This window comes from Viridibacillus sp. KH_047, from assembly GCF_057838945.1.
This window is the reverse complement of record NZ_CM174479.1, coordinates 2775841-2796968: the sequence shown is the minus strand read 5'-3', so window position 1 is coordinate 2796968 and position 21128 is coordinate 2775841. Positions and strand designations below refer to the sequence as shown.

At 34.0% G+C, this 21128-nt stretch carries 22 protein-coding genes; 15 read left to right on the top strand and 7 right to left on the bottom strand.

Annotated elements, in window-relative coordinates:
* Positions 1–219: 219 nt before the first annotated feature.
* The 4 genes from AC3IS5_RS13800 (at position 220) to AC3IS5_RS13785 (ending at position 1745) form a co-directional block, all read left to right on the top strand.
* Positions 220–399 (top strand): hypothetical protein, encoded by a 180-nt coding sequence (locus tag AC3IS5_RS13800; RefSeq protein WP_489424940.1) that lies wholly within the window; start codon positions 220–222, stop codon positions 397–399.
* A 340-nt stretch (positions 400–739) separates the two neighbouring features.
* On the top strand, positions 740–880 hold the full coding sequence (locus tag AC3IS5_RS13795; protein WP_489424939.1) for a hypothetical protein: 141 nt from the start codon (positions 740–742) through the stop codon (positions 878–880).
* 116 nt (positions 881–996) lie between these two features.
* Positions 997–1179, top strand: coding sequence for a hypothetical protein (locus tag AC3IS5_RS13790; protein ID WP_489424938.1), 183 nt, complete (start codon positions 997–999; stop codon positions 1177–1179).
* Positions 1180–1586: 407 nt separating this feature from the next.
* The gene (locus AC3IS5_RS13785) at positions 1587–1745 is read left to right on the top strand and encodes a hypothetical protein (RefSeq protein WP_489424937.1); all 159 of its coding nucleotides are present in this window, start codon (positions 1587–1589) and stop codon (positions 1743–1745) included.
* A gap of 572 nt (positions 1746–2317) precedes the next feature.
* On the opposite strand, the gene AC3IS5_RS13780 is transcribed toward AC3IS5_RS13785, so the two are convergent.
* The 5 genes from AC3IS5_RS13780 to AC3IS5_RS13760 all read right to left on the bottom strand — a co-directional run bounded on the left by AC3IS5_RS13780 (position 2318) and on the right by AC3IS5_RS13760 (position 9156).
* On the bottom strand, positions 2318–4114 hold the full coding sequence (locus AC3IS5_RS13780) for an ABC transporter ATP-binding protein/permease (RefSeq protein ID WP_489424936.1): 1797 nt from the start codon (positions 4112–4114) through the stop codon (positions 2318–2320).
* Positions 4114–6057 carry an ATP-binding cassette domain-containing protein gene (locus AC3IS5_RS13775; RefSeq protein WP_489424935.1) on the bottom strand — a complete coding sequence of 648 codons (1944 nt, stop codon included), beginning with the start codon at positions 6055–6057 and terminating at the stop codon, positions 4114–4116. Before AC3IS5_RS13775 ends, AC3IS5_RS13780 begins: the two co-directional genes overlap by 1 nt.
* 303 nt (positions 6058–6360) lie before the next feature.
* Complete coding sequence (locus AC3IS5_RS13770) at positions 6361–6753, bottom strand: hypothetical protein (protein WP_489424934.1); 393 nt, start codon at positions 6751–6753, stop codon at positions 6361–6363.
* Positions 6754–7094: 341 nt separating this feature from the next.
* Positions 7095–7766, bottom strand: a complete 672-nt coding sequence (locus AC3IS5_RS13765) for an ABC transporter ATP-binding protein (RefSeq protein WP_489424933.1) — start codon at positions 7764–7766, stop codon at positions 7095–7097.
* Positions 7767–7779: 13 nt separating this feature from the next.
* Positions 7780–9156 carry an ABC transporter permease gene (locus tag AC3IS5_RS13760; RefSeq protein ID WP_489424932.1) on the bottom strand — a complete coding sequence of 459 codons (1377 nt, stop codon included), beginning with the start codon at positions 9154–9156 and terminating at the stop codon, positions 7780–7782.
* Positions 9157–9435: 279 nt separating this feature from the next.
* Between AC3IS5_RS13760 and AC3IS5_RS13755 the strand changes: the two genes are divergently transcribed.
* On the top strand, positions 9436–10125 hold the full coding sequence (locus AC3IS5_RS13755) for a response regulator transcription factor (RefSeq protein ID WP_489424931.1): 690 nt from the start codon (positions 9436–9438) through the stop codon (positions 10123–10125).
* Positions 10112–11296 (top strand): sensor histidine kinase, encoded by a 1185-nt coding sequence (locus AC3IS5_RS13750; protein ID WP_489424930.1) that lies wholly within the window; start codon positions 10112–10114, stop codon positions 11294–11296. Before AC3IS5_RS13755 ends, AC3IS5_RS13750 begins: the two co-directional genes overlap by 14 nt.
* Before the next feature lie 173 nt (positions 11297–11469).
* Here AC3IS5_RS13750 and AC3IS5_RS13745 read toward each other — a convergent pair whose 3' ends face one another.
* On the bottom strand, positions 11470–12243 hold the full coding sequence (locus AC3IS5_RS13745) for a hypothetical protein (RefSeq protein WP_489424929.1): 774 nt from the start codon (positions 12241–12243) through the stop codon (positions 11470–11472).
* A 288-nt stretch (positions 12244–12531) separates the two neighbouring features.
* Here AC3IS5_RS13745 and AC3IS5_RS13740 point away from each other — a divergent pair, with 288 nt between their 5' ends.
* From AC3IS5_RS13740 to AC3IS5_RS13705, 8 genes are all read left to right on the top strand, one after another.
* Complete coding sequence (locus tag AC3IS5_RS13740) at positions 12532–12969, top strand: BrxA/BrxB family bacilliredoxin (RefSeq protein WP_489427894.1); 438 nt, start codon at positions 12532–12534, stop codon at positions 12967–12969.
* Positions 12957–13748, top strand: coding sequence for a class I SAM-dependent methyltransferase (locus AC3IS5_RS13735; protein ID WP_489424928.1), 792 nt, complete (start codon positions 12957–12959; stop codon positions 13746–13748). The genes AC3IS5_RS13740 and AC3IS5_RS13735 overlap by 13 nt, the downstream gene beginning before the upstream one ends.
* A 266-nt stretch (positions 13749–14014) precedes the next feature.
* On the top strand, positions 14015–15283 hold the full coding sequence (locus tag AC3IS5_RS13730; protein WP_489424927.1) for a helix-turn-helix domain-containing protein: 1269 nt from the start codon (positions 14015–14017) through the stop codon (positions 15281–15283).
* A 1-nt stretch (position 15284) separates the two neighbouring features.
* The gene (locus tag AC3IS5_RS13725; RefSeq protein ID WP_489424926.1) at positions 15285–15419 is read left to right on the top strand and encodes a hypothetical protein; all 135 of its coding nucleotides are present in this window, start codon (positions 15285–15287) and stop codon (positions 15417–15419) included.
* 73 nt (positions 15420–15492) lie between these two features.
* Entirely contained in the window at positions 15493–16290 is a 798-nt protein-coding gene (locus AC3IS5_RS13720) for a PhzF family phenazine biosynthesis protein (RefSeq protein WP_489424925.1), read from the top strand.
* 701 nt (positions 16291–16991) lie between these two features.
* Positions 16992–17594, top strand: coding sequence for a YpjP family protein (locus tag AC3IS5_RS13715; RefSeq protein WP_489424924.1), 603 nt, complete (start codon positions 16992–16994; stop codon positions 17592–17594).
* A gap of 317 nt (positions 17595–17911) precedes the next feature.
* Positions 17912–18856 carry a thymidylate synthase gene (locus AC3IS5_RS13710; protein ID WP_489424923.1) on the top strand — a complete coding sequence of 315 codons (945 nt, stop codon included), beginning with the start codon at positions 17912–17914 and terminating at the stop codon, positions 18854–18856.
* A gap of 12 nt (positions 18857–18868) precedes the next feature.
* Positions 18869–19348, top strand: coding sequence for a dihydrofolate reductase (locus tag AC3IS5_RS13705; RefSeq protein ID WP_489424922.1), 480 nt, complete (start codon positions 18869–18871; stop codon positions 19346–19348).
* A gap of 109 nt (positions 19349–19457) precedes the next feature.
* On the opposite strand, the gene trhA is transcribed toward AC3IS5_RS13705, so the two are convergent.
* Positions 19458–20093, bottom strand: a complete 636-nt coding sequence (gene trhA / locus AC3IS5_RS13700) for a PAQR family membrane homeostasis protein TrhA (RefSeq protein ID WP_489424921.1) — start codon at positions 20091–20093, stop codon at positions 19458–19460.
* Between the two features lie 191 nt (positions 20094–20284).
* Between trhA and AC3IS5_RS13695 the strand changes: the two genes are divergently transcribed.
* Positions 20285–21124 carry a DegV family protein gene (locus AC3IS5_RS13695; protein ID WP_489424920.1) on the top strand — a complete coding sequence of 280 codons (840 nt, stop codon included), beginning with the start codon at positions 20285–20287 and terminating at the stop codon, positions 21122–21124.
* Positions 21125–21128: the final 4 nt, after the last annotated feature.

The window sequence follows — 21128 nt, the reverse complement described above, 5'->3', positions numbered from 1 at the left end:
TGCATGATTCGAACAACCTTTAGGTTAGCAATATGCATTTGATAAAGGTCTAAAATATGAAAATGAACATTTAGAGAAGTTACGACATGACATTTTATTCACATTAAAAGGATAGAAGAATAGTGTTTGATTTAACGCTATAAAAGGAATTACTAACTGTCAATTGGAGAAAATAGAAATGAATTAGCAAAAAGATTCAATCTATTAGGAGTGTAGCGTATGACACATGAAGAGCACGAATTTATTATTGCCCAACAAGATGAATATTTCACAAGTATGGAACGCAAGTATGAAAACGGACAGTTATCGAATGAACAATTTGCAAAATTATCGTTGAAAATAGCCGAATGGACACATCGGCTAATTGAATTGGAGGTATTGGAAGATGAGCGAGATTGAAAAAGCAGTAAATCATATAGCTTTCGGGGTGGGCACCATTAAACGTTTCGGATTTACGACAAAGTTGGAACAACAATTTGAATCACGTCGCTGATCGTATTGAAGCAAGGTTGGTATAGGAAAAGTGATTTTCGACTCTTCTCAGCAAATTTATCACTTACCCAATATGTAATTAAAACCTTTTATACAACCTCATAATCAAGAATACAGCTAAAATGATAAAAGAGAGGTTTTATAATCATTGTATATTTACTTTGTGGGAAAAAAGTTATTGAAGTAAAATTATAATATCCAATAACAAATGATTTCAGCGAAAAGATAGTAGAGAGGAATTATGATTATGGATTATTATGATTTTGTTCTTTTTCCTATAGAAAAAGATACTGAAGAAGTATTAAATGAAACATTAGAAGTTTTACATAGTGGGGTTTTAGAGAGCTCGAAGAATTATTTTAAAATTGCAGAGGAATTAGTTGATTAATATGGTGAACATTTATTTGCTAGGTACCAGCAGCGAGTTATCCTAGTGATACTTTAGAGGCGGATACACATTATTTTAGTGCTGGTGTTAAAATTTTTGTGAAAGAGTCTGTGCCTTTGTTAAATGATACATTAGAAAAATGGCGACAAACAATTGAAAAGGAAGAGGAACCCATTCGTTTTGATAAATGGGGAAAAATAAATGATAAACAAGAGATATTGTTTAATTTACAAAAAGCATTAAATTGTATTGAAAAATTAAAAACAGGTAAATACCTTTTATTATTTATAGGTTTATAGATATAAGTAATTACTGATAAATGCATGAAATCTTAGCAACGGTACCCTTTATTTTGGTTGTTTACGGTGTCTACAAAAACAGTTTCATTATGACTAAACAAGCCAAAGAGCAAGAGTAATTATTAAAAGAAAAGGGGCTTAAATAATATGACATACAATAAGGAATTCCGAAAAGGGAATCAAATTTAATAAATGGATTACTAATAGCTTAGGTAGCACTACACAAGTGGATACAGAACGAGCGCGTTCTATGGAAAATTTATCAAAATTAGCCCTATCTTTAATTGGATAGGTTTTTTATTGCATAATAAAATGGAGAAAGAACCCTTAAAAGGTATGAATTAAAACAAATACCATATTTTCATTGGGGACATGGTATACTTAATAATAACGAAGGCAGGAAGAAATTGTACTTAGATGATGTCGAAGAATGCGATTTGATTCAAGTAGACGATGAAGATTCAGATGTTGAAAAAAAGCTTATTCGAATGGATCAAGGCGGATTTGGAAATTTAAGAATTATTTTATTGATAAATTCAGTTATTGAAAGTGAGATGTTTTTTTGAAGAAAAAAAGTTTTTTATTAATTTGATTTTTGTTTTAGGATTGTTTTTTTTGTTTTCTTTAATTGATTTCGATTTATCTAGATTAAATGTAGGTTTTATTTTTTATTTAGTAGTTTGGATTACTGTTATGTTTTATCTTTCTATAAAACAATGGAATGAAAAGAATGAAAAAAATAGTTAAAAAGTTTTGTTTCCTATAGACTAAATTTTCAATTATGTATTTTTGTGTAAATTTAAAAAATATATAGAAAAATATACAAAAAGAAGTTTCCAGTAAGGTTGTTATACGCAAGGTATTTCTCGATTGCTCTCAAGTTAATAGCATTATATTAATTATTTTTAATAAATGAAGTGGGATATAAGAAATAATACAATTGTAAAGTGTTCTAAAAATATATTATGTAACTAGTAAAGCCCGATTTTATTGTATAGGGTTTTTTTTATTTTCACTAAATTATCCTATATCAACTTAATTGGTGTTGATTATTCTGCAACACAGATGGTATGTCACTAACTCATAAACAAAAAATACCACAACCAGAAAGGCTGTGGTATTCAATACATAAGATATATTACTTTCTCAACGCGACAGCAGGCTCTGTAGAGATTAACTTTTGGCTTGCTATCATGCTTATTACAATTACAACAACACCTGTGGAAAGTATTGATAGTAAGATTTGTAGTGGGGTGATAATCATTGCCAAATTGAAAATCATGCCGACTAAATACGTACAGCCAATAAGGGCAGCTTGAGAAACAGCTGACATTATTGCTAAAAGTAAATTTTCGCTGACAATCATTTTCCGTATTGTTCCTTTATTATAGCCCAAAGCGGACAGTAGCCCTATTTCCTTGTATCTTGAATTTTGCAGTTTGATCAGTAATACGGTACTGATAAACAAACCAATTGCTAAGATTAAAATAGAAACGATCAAGAACAAACGGCTAAGATTGTTAAATGTATTTTGCAAAACTTCTACTTCTTTGGCTGCAGTTTTACTGTCAATTTTTTTGTCAGCAAGCATTTGACTGACTGGCACAATATCTTCAAAGTTCTTTACATCATAACTGATTGAGTAGTTTTTTTTGTTTTTCACATTTTGGTAAAATTCCTGTTCGATATCGGAGCTTACAAAGAAATCATCGTAGTCTGCGTTAAAGATGCCGCTTATCGTAAGCGTGTATTCTTTATCTCCATAATTTAAGGTAACTTCTTTACCAATCAAACTACTAATATCATTTTCAAATTTTTTAGCGAGGCTTGGACTAAATGCTATTTCCTTTTTACCTGTTTTGGGCATAGCACCATATGACATCTTTTCAGTAGCCTTTGCCATTGGGTATTTTTCTGCTAAAGCTTCAGTTTTATCGCCTATCCTTAAAGTAACATCCGTTATTTTGTATTGGTAATACACATTTTCGATACGCTCATCGGATTTCAACAATTCAATAACTGTTCCATCATCCTTACCTTTAATATAACCGTTGTTAAAGGCAGTGTTTTTATCTTGAAAATCCGAAATATTCTTGTCCATTATATTCCCTGAAGATAATGACAACATAAATACAAGGATACCGATGGAAATTGCCAAACTGACAGCCATATAGCGTGTAATATTCACTTTGAAGTTCTTAAGCCCTCGCTTGAACGCAGATATTTTGATCGCGTTATTTAAACTGAGCTTATGATCACTAGCAATTTCTGTATGGGACTCGGTATCTTTTGCAACAATTTTTCCTTTCTCAATATGAATGACTTTATCTGCAAAACTACAAATCTTTTGGTCATGCGTAATCACAATCACCAAACGGTCTTTTGAAATTTCTTTTAAAAGCTCCATAATTTCATTAGAGTTCTTACGGTCTAATGCTCCTGTCGGCTCATCCGCCAAAATAATACGAGGATTACTAATCAACGCTCTTGCAATAGCAACTCGTTGCTTTTGACCGCCCGATAGATTTTCGATTTTTTCATCAGTCTTTTGTGATAATCCCAGTTTATTTAGCAGCTCTTTGGCATTTTCTCTATTTTCCTCTTCACTTGCTGTATTTAACTCACAAGCAAGCAAGATGTTTTCAAGAACGGTATATCCTCTTAAAAGATGGTAGTTTTGAAAGATGAACCCGATATTTTCTCTGCGGTACGCGCACAATTCATCGGCATTCATTTTGCTGATAGAAGTACCACAAACCGTAATATCACCACTGTAATTACTGTCGAAGCCTGCAACCATATTAAGCAGCGTGCTTTTACCGGAACCTGATGCACCTAAAAGGCAAACAAGTCCTTGGCTTGGAAAGTTAAAACTTGTATCTTCCAAAATAACTGAATGATCATATCGTTTTGTAAGGTTATTTATCTGTATCACTATCTGTCACCTGTCTTCAATGCTGTTGTTGTCTTGGTCATTATAAAGGCAATAGCCGTTGTAACGTAAGCCCCAACGCCTACTAAAGCAATAAATAGCACGCCCGAAATCAACATCTTAGAACTTAAAATACTTGCGCTGAACAAGCCTTTAGTAGCTATATTGATAAGGGGTGATGTAACAAGCATTAACAGAATTGCTGTCATGATTTCTGTTAGCTTTTCCGTCAAGTTAAGCAGACTAAAATGAGCATTATTAAAGCCGCTGACTTTATAAATTGCAAATTCTCTCTTTCTCATAAAACCTGTGATCAGAGAAATAGCCATAACCATAACAACAGCCAAAATTCCTATGAACATACTTGCTGAGCCTGACTGTTCGGTTGTTTGCTCATTTAATCTCACAATATCCTCAACAAGTTCAAATTGACCAAGAGGTACAATGCCTTGTTCGTTAAGTTCGTCTTTAATGGCAATCATATCAGCTGGCGTCTTTGCTCGAATAAGAAAATTCATTGCGTCATTTTCAATTCCTGCTTGTCTTCTCAAATCATCAAGTGCAGTTTTGCTGAAGAAGAAAGAGTCATCAACGGTAAACTCTGTCATTTCCCCTTCATTTTCAAAGTAGGCAGTATTATCAGCAACACCTACGATTTTTGCGGTAATGGATACGTCTTTTAAAACAGGCGCACCTGTGTCCCAATTGTAAACAGCGCTGCTAAAATCAATTTCTTTGCCGATTGCTTGCTCGTTTGATATGCCCATTGATTTAACAAAACTTTCTGGAACAACAACCTCGTTGTCTTTGCCAGTAGGCATTTTTCCTGCTAACAACTTCTTGATTGACGGAACAGTACCTGATCCTTGTATTGGATATTCTTTCCCGCCAACAGTTACTTTTATATTATCAAACGCTTGTAAAAAAGTGGCAAAAACAACGCGTTCATCGCCTACATATTGATCATATAAACCATCAATATCCTGTGTTACATCTGCATTGGGCTTTTCCTCCTGATTATCGCCTGTGCCTGCTGCACTGGTAAAACTGTCAACTATACTAATATCCGTAAGTCCTTCGCCATAAGTATCAATTAGTTTGTCAAAATCACCTTGACTGCTGCTCGCGATTGTCCCATTTACAGTTGTAAGCAAAAGGATACCTGCAATCATTAGAGAAAGGGCTGATACTAAAAATCGGCCAAATTTACTTTTAACATTCGATTTGGTCATTGCAAAAGCGTTTTTAATCGATAAGCGATGACTTTCACCGTATGTGAGTTTTTCTGTTTTCGTTACATTTTTTTGTGGTGATGAAACAAATTCTCTCTCATCTAAATCTATAACATTTGAGTCATTGTCAATTAAATTGACATCGTGGGTTACAACGATAACTGTCCTGTTTTTAGAAATAGCTTTCAAAATATCCATTGTTGTTTCTGAGGTTTTTTCATCTAATGCACTTGTTGGCTCGTCAGCGATAATAACCTTTGGGTTTTTCATGAGCTCTCTTGCGATGGCAACACGCTGCTTTTGACCGCCGGAAAGAGAGTTCACTTTTCGATGTGCAAGGTCAAATATTTTGAGTTCTTTTAAAATTTTATTTGCGTTCTTTTGATTTTGTTTATTTTTCAAATACTGCGGCAACAACACATTGTCTAAAACCGATAAATCTTCGAGCAAATTAAAATCCTGCCAAACAAATCCAAAGGTATTATTGTAAAAATAGCTTTTTTCACTAGAGGTTAATTCTTTAATATTCTTTCCGCAATAGGTAACCTCGCCATCAAAATCTTGTTCCATACCGCTGATGATTTTCAAAAGAGTCGTTTTACCACTACCCGAAGCACCAACGATAAAATTCAGTCCTTTTCCCATCGAGAATGAAATATTTTCCAAAGCTGATTCGCCGTTATATTTTTTGGTTACGTTCTTAATTTCAAACATTTTTTTCTCCTATCTACTATATTAGTTTTTATTTATTTAATATTTTTAATTACGCTATTTAGAACATACATTTTTTATACCTCCTAAACTTGTGTCACCATTATATAAAAAACGATGTTAAACCTCTGTTAAGTGATTTTCTTTGTATTGAATTAAATGCTTAACAGAGATTTAACGCATAGATTTGGTTGTACTTGACTTAAATCTCCCGAATATCCATAAAGTTACCGGCTTTTACACGTATCTCGGTGTCCCGCGTTACTTAAGCGCTAAAATGAAGTATTTATACACGAACCGTATTATCTATATCTCAACAATTTCTACAACTTCGCCACCCTCTACTTTTATTCTTACGATGGATCTTTCTCTTGCTGAATTTTTTCCTTGTAATCTTTTAGTTAAGCTAATAGTTTCTGCACTATTATCATTTTCTGGAACACTGCCTGCTTCCACTGCTTCTTCTGCTTTACCTTCATCATTAAGTTTCTTCTCAACCACTTCAGCTATAATGTTAACTTTTATCTTATCCTCCGTAAGTTCTACTACTTCTACCTCATATTTACCATCTTTCACATTACTTTTTACTTGATCATTCTCTTCTTTTTGAGAGTTATTAGTCTGCCCAGATGTATCTGAACACCCAACTAACATACTAGCCATCAAACCTATTAGTACTAACGATATCATTTTTTTCATATTACATTTCCACCTTCATTAGATATTTGTTAAATCCATTCTACCGTAATGATTTTGTTTATTTTTTAAATACTGAGGTAACAACACATTGTCTAAAACCGATAAATCTTCGAGCAAAATAAAATCCTGCTAAACAAATCCAAAGGTATTATTGTGAAAATAGCTTATTTCACTAGAATTTAATCAAAAGAGTTGTTTTACCACTACCCGAAGCATCAACGATAGAATTCCAATTCAGTCCTTTTCCCATTCCGAAGGGAATATTATCCAAATCGAATTCGCCGTTGTATTGTTTCGATACATTCTTAATTTCAAACATGTATTTTCTCTTATCTACTATGTTAGTTCTTTTTTACTAGAGAAATTTTCCCATCTGAGATACCCCAAATTTCATTTGCGTAATTTGCAACCTTTTTGGAGTGTGTGACAATGATTACACACTTATTTTCATTTCGGGAAAGGGAAGTGAGTATTTTCATAATACTTTCTTCGGTTTCGGTATCTAAGTTTCCAGTTGGCTCATCTGCAATAATGATGTCAGGATTGTGAGATAAAGCTCTTGCAATACCAACTCGCTGTTGTTCACCGCCGCTTAATTTTAATACCTTTCGATCAGCAGTTTCTTTATCAATACCCACACTTTGCAATAATGAATAAGCATATTCTTTTTTATTAGCCACTTTGATACCACTAATGTCAATTGAGAGCATAATATTTTCAATGGCGGTGGCATTGATGAGCAAATTATAACTTTGAAAAATAACACCGATTTTATTTGATCGGTAGTTATCACGGTCAATTGTTTTTATATTCTCACCGTTGTAGAGTATTTCGCCATCTTGACTAAGGTCAAGCCCTGAAAGTAAAGCTAAAAGTGTCGTTTTGCCAGAGCCTGACTTGCCAACGATTGCATACATTCTATTAGGCTCAAATTCAATATTAATATTATTTAGAACTTTCTTTTTAGTTCCGTCATAGACATATGACAGGTTATTAACTGTTAATAAACTCATTTTCATTTCCTCCCTAATTTCTCTCCGACAGAATTTTTATGGGTTCATATTTCGTGATATACACAAGTGACATTGAGCTAGAGATGATGACAAGTAAGCCACCAATAAGGAGCATCCCTAAAATAACGCTCGCATCTAATTGAACATTTAATGAGTTAATGATTTCATCTGTATTAGGCATAGCTGCAGCTGATCCGCCTAAATTTCCACCCATATTTTCCATTTGTTCTTGTTTCTGTTCAATTTGGTCGGCAAGAAGTTTATCTGAAATAGGCTGTGCTGTAAGGCTCCCCAATCCAAGTCCGATAGTAACCGCAACCATTGTTACAAGGATTGATTCATATAATAAGGTTTTAATAACATTGGATTTTTTCATTCCTATAGCTCTTAAAACACCAATTTCATATTTGCGTTCTCTAAGAGTAATAAGATTAAGTAGAATAAGAATAATGCCACCTAAAATAAGTACTACGATTAAGAATACTGTGCTTATCTTTTGCACACTTTCAACAGGTCCTGCAATCTGTTTGTACAGATATGAGTTATTTGTCATTGAGTAATACTCACTCAGACCTTTTCCTTGAGCTTCCTTAATAAAAGCATCTAAATCATCGGGAGAGTTTAAGAAATACTTAATACGCGACATTGTACCTGCTTCTCTACCTACAAGCCCTGTAGCTGTTTCGTAAGTTGTTAAAATTTCATTTTCTCTTGTCATATAAGGATCTTTAAAAGTATAGTCGCTCATATTGTCTTTCGTCAGGTCTTTATAAATTCCTTTTATCGTAAGGCTAACGTCTTTATTTGCATCCGCCATAGAGCGAACTTTAATGGCATCGCCAACTTTTAATCTGTTTTGTTGCGCCAAATTTTCACTGATAACAATTTCATCATCTTTTTCAAATATTTTTCCGTCTATTATTTTGCGTTCGCCTTTTTTGAATTCTTCAAACAACTCATAGGACGAGCTTCCAATTACTTTTAAATTCGGTGGCCCAATATCAGGAGCACCACCTTCAGCATTTACGGCACCTTGTAGTGGTGCATCCGCCTGTTGATTGATGGCATTGATCTTTGATACTGCTGGAGCTTCTAAATAAAAATAGTAGTCTTTTACATATTCGGAATTTGCGTAATTTTTAAGCTGATTAATGGTTACTTCCGGAACATCTGTCGTCATTCCACCTTCATAAAGTTTTGCATAATCAAGCTCAACATTGATCTCACTACCAAATTGATTTTTATAATCAGTTATGATACTACTTGTAGCACTGTTAATGACCAATGAAATGACACAAGTGATAGCGATAATGACCGAAACAATACCAACTAGAATGTTTCTTCCTTTGTTTCTTTTAATATTTTTTATTGAATTTTTTAGAATATACATTTTTGGTTCCTCCTTACCTTGTGTCACCATTGTATAAAAACCGATGTTAAACTACTGTTAAGCGGTTTTCTTTGAATTGGATTAGCTTAACAGAGATTTAACACATACTTACAGTACAATAGAAAAAGAGGTTCATCACCAAAGGTAGGGGAAGACATTTAGTTGAAAAACATATAGATTGGATTGGAGTGGAGGCTGGACGCCCCCCGGAAAGCGCCCAGCCGGAACAGAAATCACCCCAGATTATGGTGATGAATCGAAAAAGAGGTGATTCTAAAGATGAGAATACTTATTGTAGAAGACGAGCTTGATTTGCAGGAAGCGATTGCAGATGGACTTAGAATAGATGGATATGCAGTTGATACTTGTGACAACGGTGAAGATGCATACGAGCTTTTATATGAAGTAAATTACGATTTGGTTGTACTTGATTTAAATCTCCCGAAAATGGATGGGCTAGAGGTTTTAGAAAAGATACGTTATGAAAAGCCTGAATTAAAGGTGCTTATTCTCAGTGCTAGAAGTAGTGTTAATGACAAAGTGAAAGGCTTAGACATAGGCGCAAATGATTATTTGGCGAAGCCCTTTGATTTTGCCGAGTTGGAAGCGAGAATACGAAATTTGTTAAGGCGAAAGTTTGTACAAGAAAGTAGTATGCTTTCATTCGGTGGGATTAAGGTGGATTTATCAAAACGTATTGTAGTTTTTAACGACAATGAAATTGCACTTACGAAAAAAGAATTTGCATTGTTTGAATATCTTTTGCTTAACAAAGGCAGAGTAGTTAGCCAAGAAGAACTGATTGAACATGTTTGGGATCAGCATGCAGATAGCTTTAGTGGTGCTATTCGGGTTCATATTGCAACTCTCCGAAAGAAGCTAAAAGCTGCTTTAAACTATGACCCAATTGGAACGAAAATAGGGGAAGGTTACTTTTTATCAGAAAAGAGTGATAATGAAAATGCTTAAAAATATGCCCATTCGATTACGACTTACTGTTATGACTGTTGCTCTTTTAACTGTTTGTTGTGTAGGGCTTACCTTAATACTAAATTTTTCTGCTTATAGAATGGCTACTATAATTGATGATGCAGCTTCCACATTACCTGCGCAAGAGGTTGGCAAAGATGGATGGGTAGATGAAAGCCTTCAATCACCAACGAGCAGCATAATCTCTATAGGTCCGTCTGAGGTTTCACAAACAGCAAAAATGGATTATAGAAGTGAAAGTATTCTTTATATGCTTTTAGTTATTGTTTGCGGTGGAATTTTAACCTACTATTTTTCGGGTAAAGCTTTAAAACCACTTGATACGCTAACTGAGCAAGTAAAAAAAATAAATGTGCATAATTTATCTGAAACATTATCCGTGCCGCCTACAAAAGATGAAATTGCAGAGCTTTCTCTAACATTCAATGAAATGACGGATAAGTTGAATAATGCTTTTATGATGCAACAAAGATTTTCAGCAAGTGCCGCCCACGAGCTTAGAACACCTCTTGCTGTGTTACAAACAAAAGTTGATGTATTTAAGAAGAAAAGCACACATACAACCGAGGAATATGATGCTCTTATTTACGTTATTGAAAAGCAGACAAAACGCTTGAGGGGACTCGTAGTTAGCCTTTTAGATATGACGAATATGGACGATAATGTTGAGCAAAGCAGCATTTGCGTAAAGGATATTTTTACGGATATTATTTCCGAGCTTTCACACATGGCAAATGAAAAGAATATTACATTGACCTTAGATTGTGATAATAGCGTTGTTTTTGGAAACATCGACCTATTGTATCGTGCTTTTTACAACCTTGTGGAAAACGGAATTAAGTACAATATTGATGGCGGCAAAGTTGAAGTCAAAGTTAACAGATTAAGTAAGGAACAGGTTTCAATCAAAGTTATAGATACTGGCATCGGCATTGCCGACGAATACAAAAAGAAAATATTCGAACCTTTTTATCGTGTTGACAAATCACGTTCCCGTCAACTGGGTGGTACAGGGTTAGGTCTTTCCACTGTTGACAGCATTATCAAAAAGTATAACGGTACGATTACTGTTACTGATAATGAAAGTAACGGAACTTGCTTTAATGTAATATTGAACATAGGGTCTACAGCAAAACAAGTACTTGATTAAAATCACCTCACCTCTAAAGATTTCTAAGAGTGGAGGTGATTTTTAATTGGATATTTGTGTTAATGTCACTAAACAGATTGTGAATTAATTTCCTTACACAAAGATGGCAGGTTAACGAAAGAGCAAATCAAAACCAGGAAAGAAATGCAGCACTTCCAACACAAATATAAATATTAAAAAGATCTAAAAGCTTTATGTGATAGCCAACCAATATATCTTTTTTCATTTTTATAGAAAGCTACTTTCATCCAAGTATACTCACCATATTTATCTAAAATATAGGGCTCTGTTGTAGATTCCGAATTATAATAAATGTCCATCACTGCACCCAAAGGAACTTTTGCTATTGTTTTTGAATTTTTATTAGGGGAGTTCTTTAAATTCCCACCTTTTGGATTGTCAACAAAAACCCTATCAAGGCTATGTAAATTAATTCTAAGACCACTTGTTTTTATGTAGCCGATATATGTTTTCTTTTTGGTTTTATAGCTTACTTTAGACCATCCATTTTTATAAATCCTCTTTACATTAACGCTTTGGGCTGTGGGAATATTGCCTTCACCATTTTCATAAATGAATCGTTTAATTGTATAAACCTTTTTCTTACTATTTGGTTTGCTGTAAAGAATGGTTTTCTCCTTATGTAAAGTCATAAAGTATCCACTTGTAGGCGTGTTCTTAATAGATGCTGCAGAAGCATCGACCGTTGCTTTAATTTCTTTTTCGGTACGCTTGTAATCTATTGATTCATCATCGACACCAATCTCTGTTTCTTCATTAGTTGATTCATTTGAAGTATCCTTTGTTTGCATTGGTGCTCTTTGTTCAGTTTTTTCAGTTTCTTCAGTTTCTTTGTCCATTGAAGTATTTTTCGTTTCATCACTGCAACCATATAGAGCTACTGCAGCAACAACAGGAATAAGTAATGCTAGTTTTCTTTTAATCATAGTTAACCACCTTTTTCTTTTTTTGTATTATCTTACCATTAATAGTGGTGTTTTTGATCCCCTTTAGCTGTGCAACTAAATGCAAAGGTATTAAAATATCCTTAGAATCGCTTTCATGTAGTAACAGGACCTAAGAACTTTAGTGTAATATTTTTCGCTTTAGTTGGAACTTATAAAATCACATGAGAAGTGAAAAAGGGTGAAATAAAACGAAAGTACATATACAATAAGAAGGTGAAAACCCTTATAAATCAAGGGGAATAAATAGATATGAAAGAGGATGAAACTATGAATGCTTACGAAGAATATATGTTAGGTATTGTAAAACCAATGCGTGAGGAGTTAGTTAATGTTGGATTTACAGAGTTATTGTCGCCTGATGAAGTTGCTGATCATGTACAAGAATCTAAAGGTACTTCACTAGTAGTGATTAACTCAGTTTGTGGTTGTGCTGCAGGTTTAGCAAGACCGGCTGTTGCTGCAGCTCTTGAAGCAGCTGAACATAAGCCAGATCATTTAGTGACAGTATTTGCTGGACAAGATAAGGAAGCGACTGCACAAATGCGTAGTTATTTTGAGGAAGTGTTACCAAGCTCTCCTTCTATTGCACTATTAAAAGATGGTCAGTTAGCTTATTTCATCCCACGTGAACAAATCGAGGGATTCGCGATGGAACAAGTACGTGATCATTTAGCAGGTGTGTTAGAGCAAGTATGTGCGAAATAACAACAATTGTTACCACTGCAGCAAGACCGGATGCATTATCGAAGCAACTTGCTGAACGAGCATGTACCACGTTAAATGTGCGTTTTGTTGAGCGAAAAAAGCGTGGTATTGCGAAAATGGCAACATTATATAATGCCAACGTTATAGTTGCGGGAAAAAATCGCTATGAATATCATGCGTTAGGGGCAGATGCTCCTTTCTTTTTCCATCCAAGTTCTGCTGCATTTCGTTTGAAACGTGCAGCTAGAGGGGAAATAGATACTTTTTTAGCTGCATGCCAGTTGAATGAGGGCGATTCCTTTCTTGATTGTACATTAGGTATGGCTACAGATAGTATGATGGCGGCCTTTGCGGTCGGTGAATCAGGCAAAGTCATTGGGTGTGAGGGTAATGCCAATGTTGCATTCATCGTAAGCGAAGGGATGAAGCGCTACGATATAACGGATTTACCACTTCTTTCTTGTATGGAACAGATTGAAGTCGTTCATTCAGTAGCATTGGATTATTTGAAGTTACAGGCTGACAATAGCTTTGATGTAGTCTATATGGACCCAATGTTCGAAGAAACGATTGAAGAGTCTACTAGCTTTCAACCACTTCGACAAGCGGGTCTTCATGAAGGTTTATCAGATGAATGGATGGCACAAGCAGAACGTGTTGCTAAGAAAAGAATAGTATTAAAAGCGCACTACCGTTCTGATTTATTTGAGCAATATGGCTTTGTTCGGGATACCCGTTTGTCGTCAAAATTTCACTATGGAATTAAGGAAGTAACATAAAATGAGCTGTTATTCACGGAATCAAAATCGGTGAATAGCAGCTTTTTTATAATAAAATATGTCTAATAATTACCTATTAATCATGATTTTTTTAAAGAGAAATGTTAATTTTTATATACTAAATGCCTATTAAATAATAAAATGTAAATAGGGAATGGCACTAAAATATCACAGGAATAAACTTTTTTGGTATTTTTTTCAATAAAAATCAAAAAACAATATTTTCTTTGAAAACACTAGCTCTTTGTGAAGTGGGGGAGAAAGATTTGAAACTTGGCAATAGAATTAAACGAATCAGACTTTTAAAGGGGTTAAAACAGGCAGATATTTGCCACGGAATCATCTCGCCAACCCATTATAGCAATATTGAGAATTGCAGATATACCCCTTCTATTGATACACTCAAGTTACTAGCCGGTAGACTTGAAGTGCCGGAAAGATATTTTCATAATATTTATGAAGATACAACTGAAATGCAAAATATCTTATCCACCCTGGAATCTAAAATTGAAAAGGAGAGTGTTGAAGAGGTCCAACAATTTCTGGACTTACATCAAGATCAATTTCGATACATAGCTTCCATCCGTCAAGAATTTTATTTCTTGTTGCTTAAGTTTTTGGCATTGGTGAAGTTTGGAGAAGACGAAAAAGCATTTGAATTATATGAAAGTGGGATAGCAACAGTAGATATTGATGAATCCCAGCTATATGTAGCAACACGTCAACTATACTCATATGTAACTGCTGTTTATCATTATTATATTGGGAATTATAGAAAGAGTGTTGAGTACTTTAAAAAGATTTTACAACTACATGAAGATCCGTACATGATTGCCCGAACATCATTTAACTTAGCTTTGTCGCATTATCATTTATGCTTATTTGAAAGATCTTTGAAATATGCTAATGATGCGAAAAATATTTATTTAACTCTTCATGAATGGGATAAAGTTGGAGATTGTTATAATATCATCTCCGCTTCATATAGAGAACTGCATGAATATAATGAAGCGGAAGGTTATATAGAAAAAGGATTTAATATATGTCGTGAAGATTTCAGTAGTTTAAAATCACTTTTACATCATAATTATGCATTAGTTCTATTAGATAAAAAGCAATTTGATGATGCATTAATTCAAGTTAATAAATCGATTGAAATTAAGAAAACTCTCGATTATTCGGATCTTTTTAAATCTTTGAATTTAAGACTAGAAATTTTTTTAGAATTAGATGAAATAACAAAGATTAGAAATGAACTATCAACAATAAAAAAATATATTCGTAATAGCAATAATGAAGCAAACTTTTTATTATTAAATGCAATGATAGAATTTAAATCTAATAATTTTACAAAATACGAAGAACTTATTAATGAAAGTATTGAAATTTTTAAAAAGCATATAGATTTAAAACAAATGAAATTAGCAACTGAACATTATGCAAACTATTTAGCAATGAACAAAAAATATAAAAAAGCATTTGAAATGCAGTTACTTTGCACCGAATGCTTAAAAAAACACTTAGGAGAGATTTAATATGATGAAAAAATTAAAATTCGCATTACTTGGAGCATTATCATTCGGTTTATTTTCTGGAGCAGCAATTATGACTTATGCACAGGCTGATACAGGTCGTCTACACTTCATCACAGCATTTTTAAACAGTTTCTAATGTAAAATCACGCCTTATTGTTCAATCAATAAGGCGGTCTCTTATCTAATACTTGAAGGAAGTGAGCAAGGAAATGGTCAAAGTTTATATGTTTGAAGTGAGAAAAAGTGGCCATATGGGTAAGTCAAATATTGGGGTTGTTTTTGAAGGGAATGCACTTACAACGTCTGAAATGCAAGAAGTGGCAATGAAAACTGGATGCACGCAAACAATTTTTATCGCTAAGTCTAAGTTAGCTGATATTAGACTTCGATACTTTACGCCAATTAGAGAAGTGAATGCAGGAATTGATGGTACGATGGCGATTGTTCATGCATTAGAGAAATCTCCATTTTCTAAGAATAAAGAAGTCATTACCACTGAAACAAATGTTGGTATTTTCCCCTTACAGTTATTTAAGCAGGCGAAAAAGGAGAAAAAAGCTAAACAACTAGCTTCACATTCATTCAATGAATGTAAAAGTGCATCGTATTCTTATGGTGCAAGTCGTGACCCAGTTTTACAGGTATTGAATGGCTGTGCAGTAGATGGCGTAACAGAATCTGGGCTCCCGATGAGGAATATGGTTCAAAGTCACGAAATAGCTTATCCTACTGTGGATCAGTCTGTCCATTATTTAAAAATAAAAGAGGCAAAAGTTCCTTCTAGCCTTTTTGCATCATCATTTTTCTTAATCACAGCGAATAATATTAGGCGTTATAAAAATGAGATGTTCACTGAAAAGCTTAATATGAAAGCGGAATGTAGACTGAGAAATGAAAATGTCTCAATCGTCCGCATATTAATGAATGCCCCCCACATTGCTCGTCCTATTGAAACAGAAGGAATGACGTTTTATATAGGACAGCGTTTAATACCAATAACTAATTAACAAAAAACACGAGTACTTTTTGTACTTGTGTTTTTTGTATTAAAGGAAGAATATCATTAAAAAAATCATAAATATTTTGTAATGAAAAACCGCCTTGTTCAAAAAGAACAAGGCGGCGTAGTAAATATTAGTCCGTGAAACATAAAGAGCATAAGTATCCTAATAAACATAAAAATCCAATACCAATAGCAACTGAAGACATAATTTTTGTCCCTCCTTTATTACAAAAAGCGAACATGTTTATTCATTATTATTGTACAATGAATAATGTAAAAAATCTATAAAATTCCTTATATATCAAGGATTTGTGAACAATTTTTTACAAATACGTACATATATCTGCTGTAAATGATGATAGTTTATTTCAAGGATATCAATATAATAGTGAGACATAAAATCTATGGAGCATCTTAAGTATGTGTCTAAATGTTAATTCAATAAACATAGATTTTCTGAAGATACTTCTGTAATAATGTTTTGGTTCAATACCTATAGTGTAAAGTAGGAGTATGAATGGTTAAAATAATTCAGTTAATTATGAAATAGATTTAATTACAATAGTTTGTATATTCCTAATAGTATCTTTATTGTTGTGGTTTTTGTACAATTAAACTATGAATATTGAAACTTTTACTAGTAAGATTCGTATATATAATATAGATATTAAAAGATTTAAAAATGTTCGAAAGTAGGTAATGATTATGCAAAAATGGATTCAGAAGTTCCTTGTTGCATCCGTAGCGGTAATCACATTAGGTGTAATTACGCCGAGTCATGCAATATGGGAAGGTTTACTAGATCACAGCTCCAACGCTAAAGCACAATTTTCAGGAGATACTACTAGTCAACTAACGAAATACATAGAAACGCAGAATGAGTCAGTTATTTCAACAGAAGAGGAACAGTCTTTTGAAGAGTATGCCTTTGCAGCAGCAAAGGAACAAGCCTATTTAAAATTCGGTTCACGAGTAGGTCCACAGATTAGTGATGAATTTGATGATGTCATTTTCCCTAAAATGCAAGAAGCAATTGAAATGACAGTAAATCGTCTTGATAACGAAACAACAAAATCACTGGCAATTACTGAGAATCCAAGTGGTGATTATGCGGAGAAGATTTTCCACGTCTATAACACTGGAACTAAAGAAGACGTTATACGCTTCCATGTGCGTACTGAAAATCGTCCATTTGATGGCTATTACTACAATTTCCATTACCACACGTATGAAGATAAATTCACAGCTCATTATGACCTAGGTGAAATCTACTGGTCAAAAAATACTCCGCCTAAATGGTTGTCTTGAACCTAAAAAGGCTGATCACATAAGTTGGATAAGCAAATTAAATATTTCAAACAACAGATAAAGTAGACTCTTCCGCTAAAAAAGTGCGGGGGAGTCTTTTAATGTAGTTTGAATGTATTGCATTAACTTAAGGTCATAATTTATTATTCCCTACAACATGAAATATCTGAATATTACCCAGGAAATATTCAGATATTTATGGGCGTAATTGTAATTATTTCTTTCATCTTTTTAACTATTTTCCGTTAGCTTTTAAGATAATAATGGGGAATGTTATGATATAGTTAAAACTATATAAATTTCTAGGAGGCAGTTCCGTGCTACAATATTTACAACTTTGCCAACATATTTTAGACGAGGGAAATGATAAAGGGGATCGTACAGGAACAGGTACGCGTAGTGTTTTTGGTTATCAAATGAGATTTGACTTACAAAAGGGTTTTCCTTTATTAACAACAAAAAGAACTGCTTTCCGTCTTATTGCTACTGAATTACTGTGGTTTTTAAAAGGCGATACAAACGTGCGTACACTTATTGCACAGAATAATCATATTTGGGATGAATGGGCTTTTGAAAAATGGGTGAAAAGCGATCAGTATGAAGGACCAGATATGACGAATTTCGGTTTACGTGTTAATGAGGACCCTGAATTTAAAATTCAATACGAAGAGCAAATGACTATTTTCCAAGATAAAGTATTAAATGATGATGACTTTGCTCAAGCATTTGGCGATCTTGGACCAGTATACGGTAAACAATGGCGTTCATGGCCAGCAGATAATGGGGAAACAATCGATCAAGTGAAAAATGTCATTGAATCAATTAAAAACAATCCTAATTCACGTCGCCATATTGTTAGTGCATGGAATCCTGCAGAAGTAGATGATATGGCTTTGCCACCTTGCCATACACTCTTCCAATTCTATGTAGCAGATGGAAAACTCTCTTGCCAGCTTTATCAGCGTAGTGCAGATGTATTCCTAGGTGTACCATTCAATATTGCTTCATATGCGTTGTTAACACATCTTATCGCGAAAGAATGTGGCTTAGAAGTAGGTGATTTTGTCCATACTTTAGGTGATGCACATCTTTATAGTAACCACTTTGATCAAGTAAAAGAGCAGTTATCACGAGTTCCACGTGAATTGCCAGAGCTTATTATTAAAACTGAAAAAGAATCCATTTTTGAGTATGAAATAGAGGATTTAGCAATTGATGGATATGATCCTTATCCACGAATTAAAGCGCCAATTGCTGTATAAGGGGGTTTATAAATGATTTCATTAATCGTTGCTCATGATGAAAATAACGTCATTGGCTTAAATAATGCAATGCCATGGCATTTACCAGGGGACTTAGCTTATTTTAAACGTACAACGATGGGAAAACCGATGATTATGGGACGCAAAACGTTCGAGTCTATCGGTAAGCCTCTGCCAGGACGTACAAATATCGTTATTACGCGTGATGAAAAGTATGCCAGAGAAGGTATTGTTATCGTGCATTCTTTAGAAGAAGCATTAGCTGAAGCTGAAAAAGAATCAGAGGAAATAATGATCATTGGTGGCGAGCAAATTTTCCGTATGACATTGCCAATGGCAGATCGACTTTACGTTACGAAGATTGAAAAACAATACGAGGGCGATACATTTTTCCCATCATATGGGGACGAATGGCAAGTTGTATCCCAGTCTGAAGTGAATGAAGCAGAGAATGGCTTGAAGTTTACGTATTTAGTATATGAGCGTAAATAAGTAAATGAAAAGGTTGCCACTGGAAAGTAACTTGTGGCAACCTTTTATTTGGCTTGACTATATTAGAGTTAAATAAGTAACAAACTAATAATGGATATAAGAAAGTCATTTATACATAAAACAATATGCATGAGTACATCATGGCACTGCCAGCAATGACGAATAAGTGCCAAATCGCATGATTATAAGGTATTTTCCGATATGCGTAGAAAAAAGCACCAACCGTATATAAAATCCCGCCACTTAATAATAGTGAGAAACCGGCACCAGTAATATGTGCATATAAAGGCTTAATTGCGATAATAATAAGCCATCCCATTAGAATGTAGAAAATTACTGATACAAATTCAAAACGGTGGATAAAGAAGCACTTAAAAAGAATACCAAGTAACGCTAACGCCCAAATGATACCAAATAAAGTCCATCCTAGTGCACCGTTTAATGCGATTAACAGAAAAGGTGTATATGTACCAGCAATTAAAATGTAGATAGACGAGTGGTCTAATATAGCAAAGATTTTTTTATATTTTCCAGGCATGCTGTGAAGTAAAGTTGAAGCTAAAAATAGAATTAACATTGAAACGCCAAAAACGATGAAGCTAACAACATATAGTGTAGAGCCTTTATCAATTGCTTTTATAATGAGTAAGACTAGCGCTGGGATGCATAATAAGAAAGCGATGCCGTGTGTAATGGCATTCCATATTTCTTCTTTCGTGTTTTTATAATCAAAAGCCTGTTGCATATGAATTGCCTCCTTGTTGCGGTAAGTTTTTTGTATATTTCTATTATGCGACTGATTTTAATGCATTTGAACTGACAAATGTCACGTGTATCGTGTGACAAAAGCTAGTAAAATAGAATAAATAGTTAACGGTTTACAATGACCTTGATTTAAATTTATAATAAGAACAATGAAACAAAGGATGTGTCAATGTGAGACGAATTCATATAGTAACGGATTCAACAGCAGATTTAACAAAAGAAGAAATTGAAAAACACGAAATACATATCGTTCCACTATCAATTCATATTGAGGGTCAAACATATACTGATGGTGTCGATATTACTCCAATCGAATTCCTGGATAAAATGAGCAAAGCAAAGGAATTACCAAAAAGTTCTCAACCTGCTGCAGGTGTATTTAAAGAAGTATTTGATGAACTAGGAAAAGATGGCGATGAGATTATTGCTATCATGATGACTGGCGGAATGAGTGGTACTGTAAAATCAGCAGAAGCTGCTGCAAGTATGACGGATTCAAAAGTAACAGTTATTGATTCACGTTTTACTTCATTTGCCTTAGGTTTCCAAGTACTTGAAGCTTGCCAATTAGCAGAACAAGGTAAATCAGTTGAAGAAATCGTTGAAAGATTAAATATCGTTCGTGAGAATACGAATTTATACGTCGTTGTTGACGTTTTAGATAATTTAATTAAAGGTGGCCGTATCGGTAAAGGGAAAGGTATGATTGGTTCTTTACTTAATATCAAACCAATTGCTTCAATTGAAGGTGGAGTATACAACCCAGTGGCAAAAGTACGAAGCCATAAACAAGTAGTTAAATATTTAATTAATCAGTTTATAGAAGATACTCAAGGGAAAGTAATAAAAGGAGTAGGTCTTTCACATGCTGAAGGGTTAGCAATGGCAGAGCCACTTAAAAAACAACTTGAAGAATCAGGTTATATGGATACGAAATTTGCTTATACTTCACCAATTATTAGTACACATACAGGCCCAGGTGCAATTGGTTTTATGTACTATACTGATTAATATG

Excerpts from the sequence above, each read along its gene's own strand:
- AC3IS5_RS13800 (WP_489424940.1), top strand. The coding sequence starts at position 220 with ATGACACATGAAGAGCACGAATTTATTATTGCCCAACAAGATGAATAT.
- AC3IS5_RS13795 (WP_489424939.1), top strand. The coding sequence starts at position 740 with ATGGATTATTATGATTTTGTTCTTTTTCCTATAGAAAAAGATACTGAA.
- AC3IS5_RS13775 (WP_489424935.1), bottom strand. The coding sequence starts at position 6,057 with ATGTTTGAAATTAAGAACGTAACCAAAAAATATAACGGCGAATCAGCT.
- AC3IS5_RS13770 (WP_489424934.1), bottom strand. The coding sequence starts at position 6,753 with ATGAAAAAAATGATATCGTTAGTACTAATAGGTTTGATGGCTAGTATG.
- AC3IS5_RS13765 (WP_489424933.1), bottom strand. The coding sequence starts at position 7,766 with ATGAGTTTATTAACAGTTAATAACCTGTCATATGTCTATGACGGAACT.
- AC3IS5_RS13760 (WP_489424932.1), bottom strand. The coding sequence starts at position 9,156 with ATGTATATTCTAAAAAATTCAATAAAAAATATTAAAAGAAACAAAGGA.
- AC3IS5_RS13755 (WP_489424931.1), top strand. The coding sequence starts at position 9,436 with ATGAGAATACTTATTGTAGAAGACGAGCTTGATTTGCAGGAAGCGATT.
- AC3IS5_RS13750 (WP_489424930.1), top strand. The coding sequence starts at position 10,112 with ATGAAAATGCTTAAAAATATGCCCATTCGATTACGACTTACTGTTATG.
- AC3IS5_RS13745 (WP_489424929.1), bottom strand. The coding sequence starts at position 12,243 with ATGATTAAAAGAAAACTAGCATTACTTATTCCTGTTGTTGCTGCAGTA.
- AC3IS5_RS13740 (WP_489427894.1), top strand. The coding sequence starts at position 12,532 with ATGAATGCTTACGAAGAATATATGTTAGGTATTGTAAAACCAATGCGT.
- AC3IS5_RS13735 (WP_489424928.1), top strand. The coding sequence starts at position 12,957 with ATGTGCGAAATAACAACAATTGTTACCACTGCAGCAAGACCGGATGCA.
- AC3IS5_RS13725 (WP_489424926.1), top strand. The coding sequence starts at position 15,285 with ATGATGAAAAAATTAAAATTCGCATTACTTGGAGCATTATCATTCGGT.
- AC3IS5_RS13720 (WP_489424925.1), top strand. The coding sequence starts at position 15,493 with ATGGTCAAAGTTTATATGTTTGAAGTGAGAAAAAGTGGCCATATGGGT.
- AC3IS5_RS13715 (WP_489424924.1), top strand. The coding sequence starts at position 16,992 with ATGCAAAAATGGATTCAGAAGTTCCTTGTTGCATCCGTAGCGGTAATC.
- AC3IS5_RS13705 (WP_489424922.1), top strand. The coding sequence starts at position 18,869 with ATGATTTCATTAATCGTTGCTCATGATGAAAATAACGTCATTGGCTTA.
- trhA (WP_489424921.1), bottom strand. The coding sequence starts at position 20,093 with ATGCAACAGGCTTTTGATTATAAAAACACGAAAGAAGAAATATGGAAT.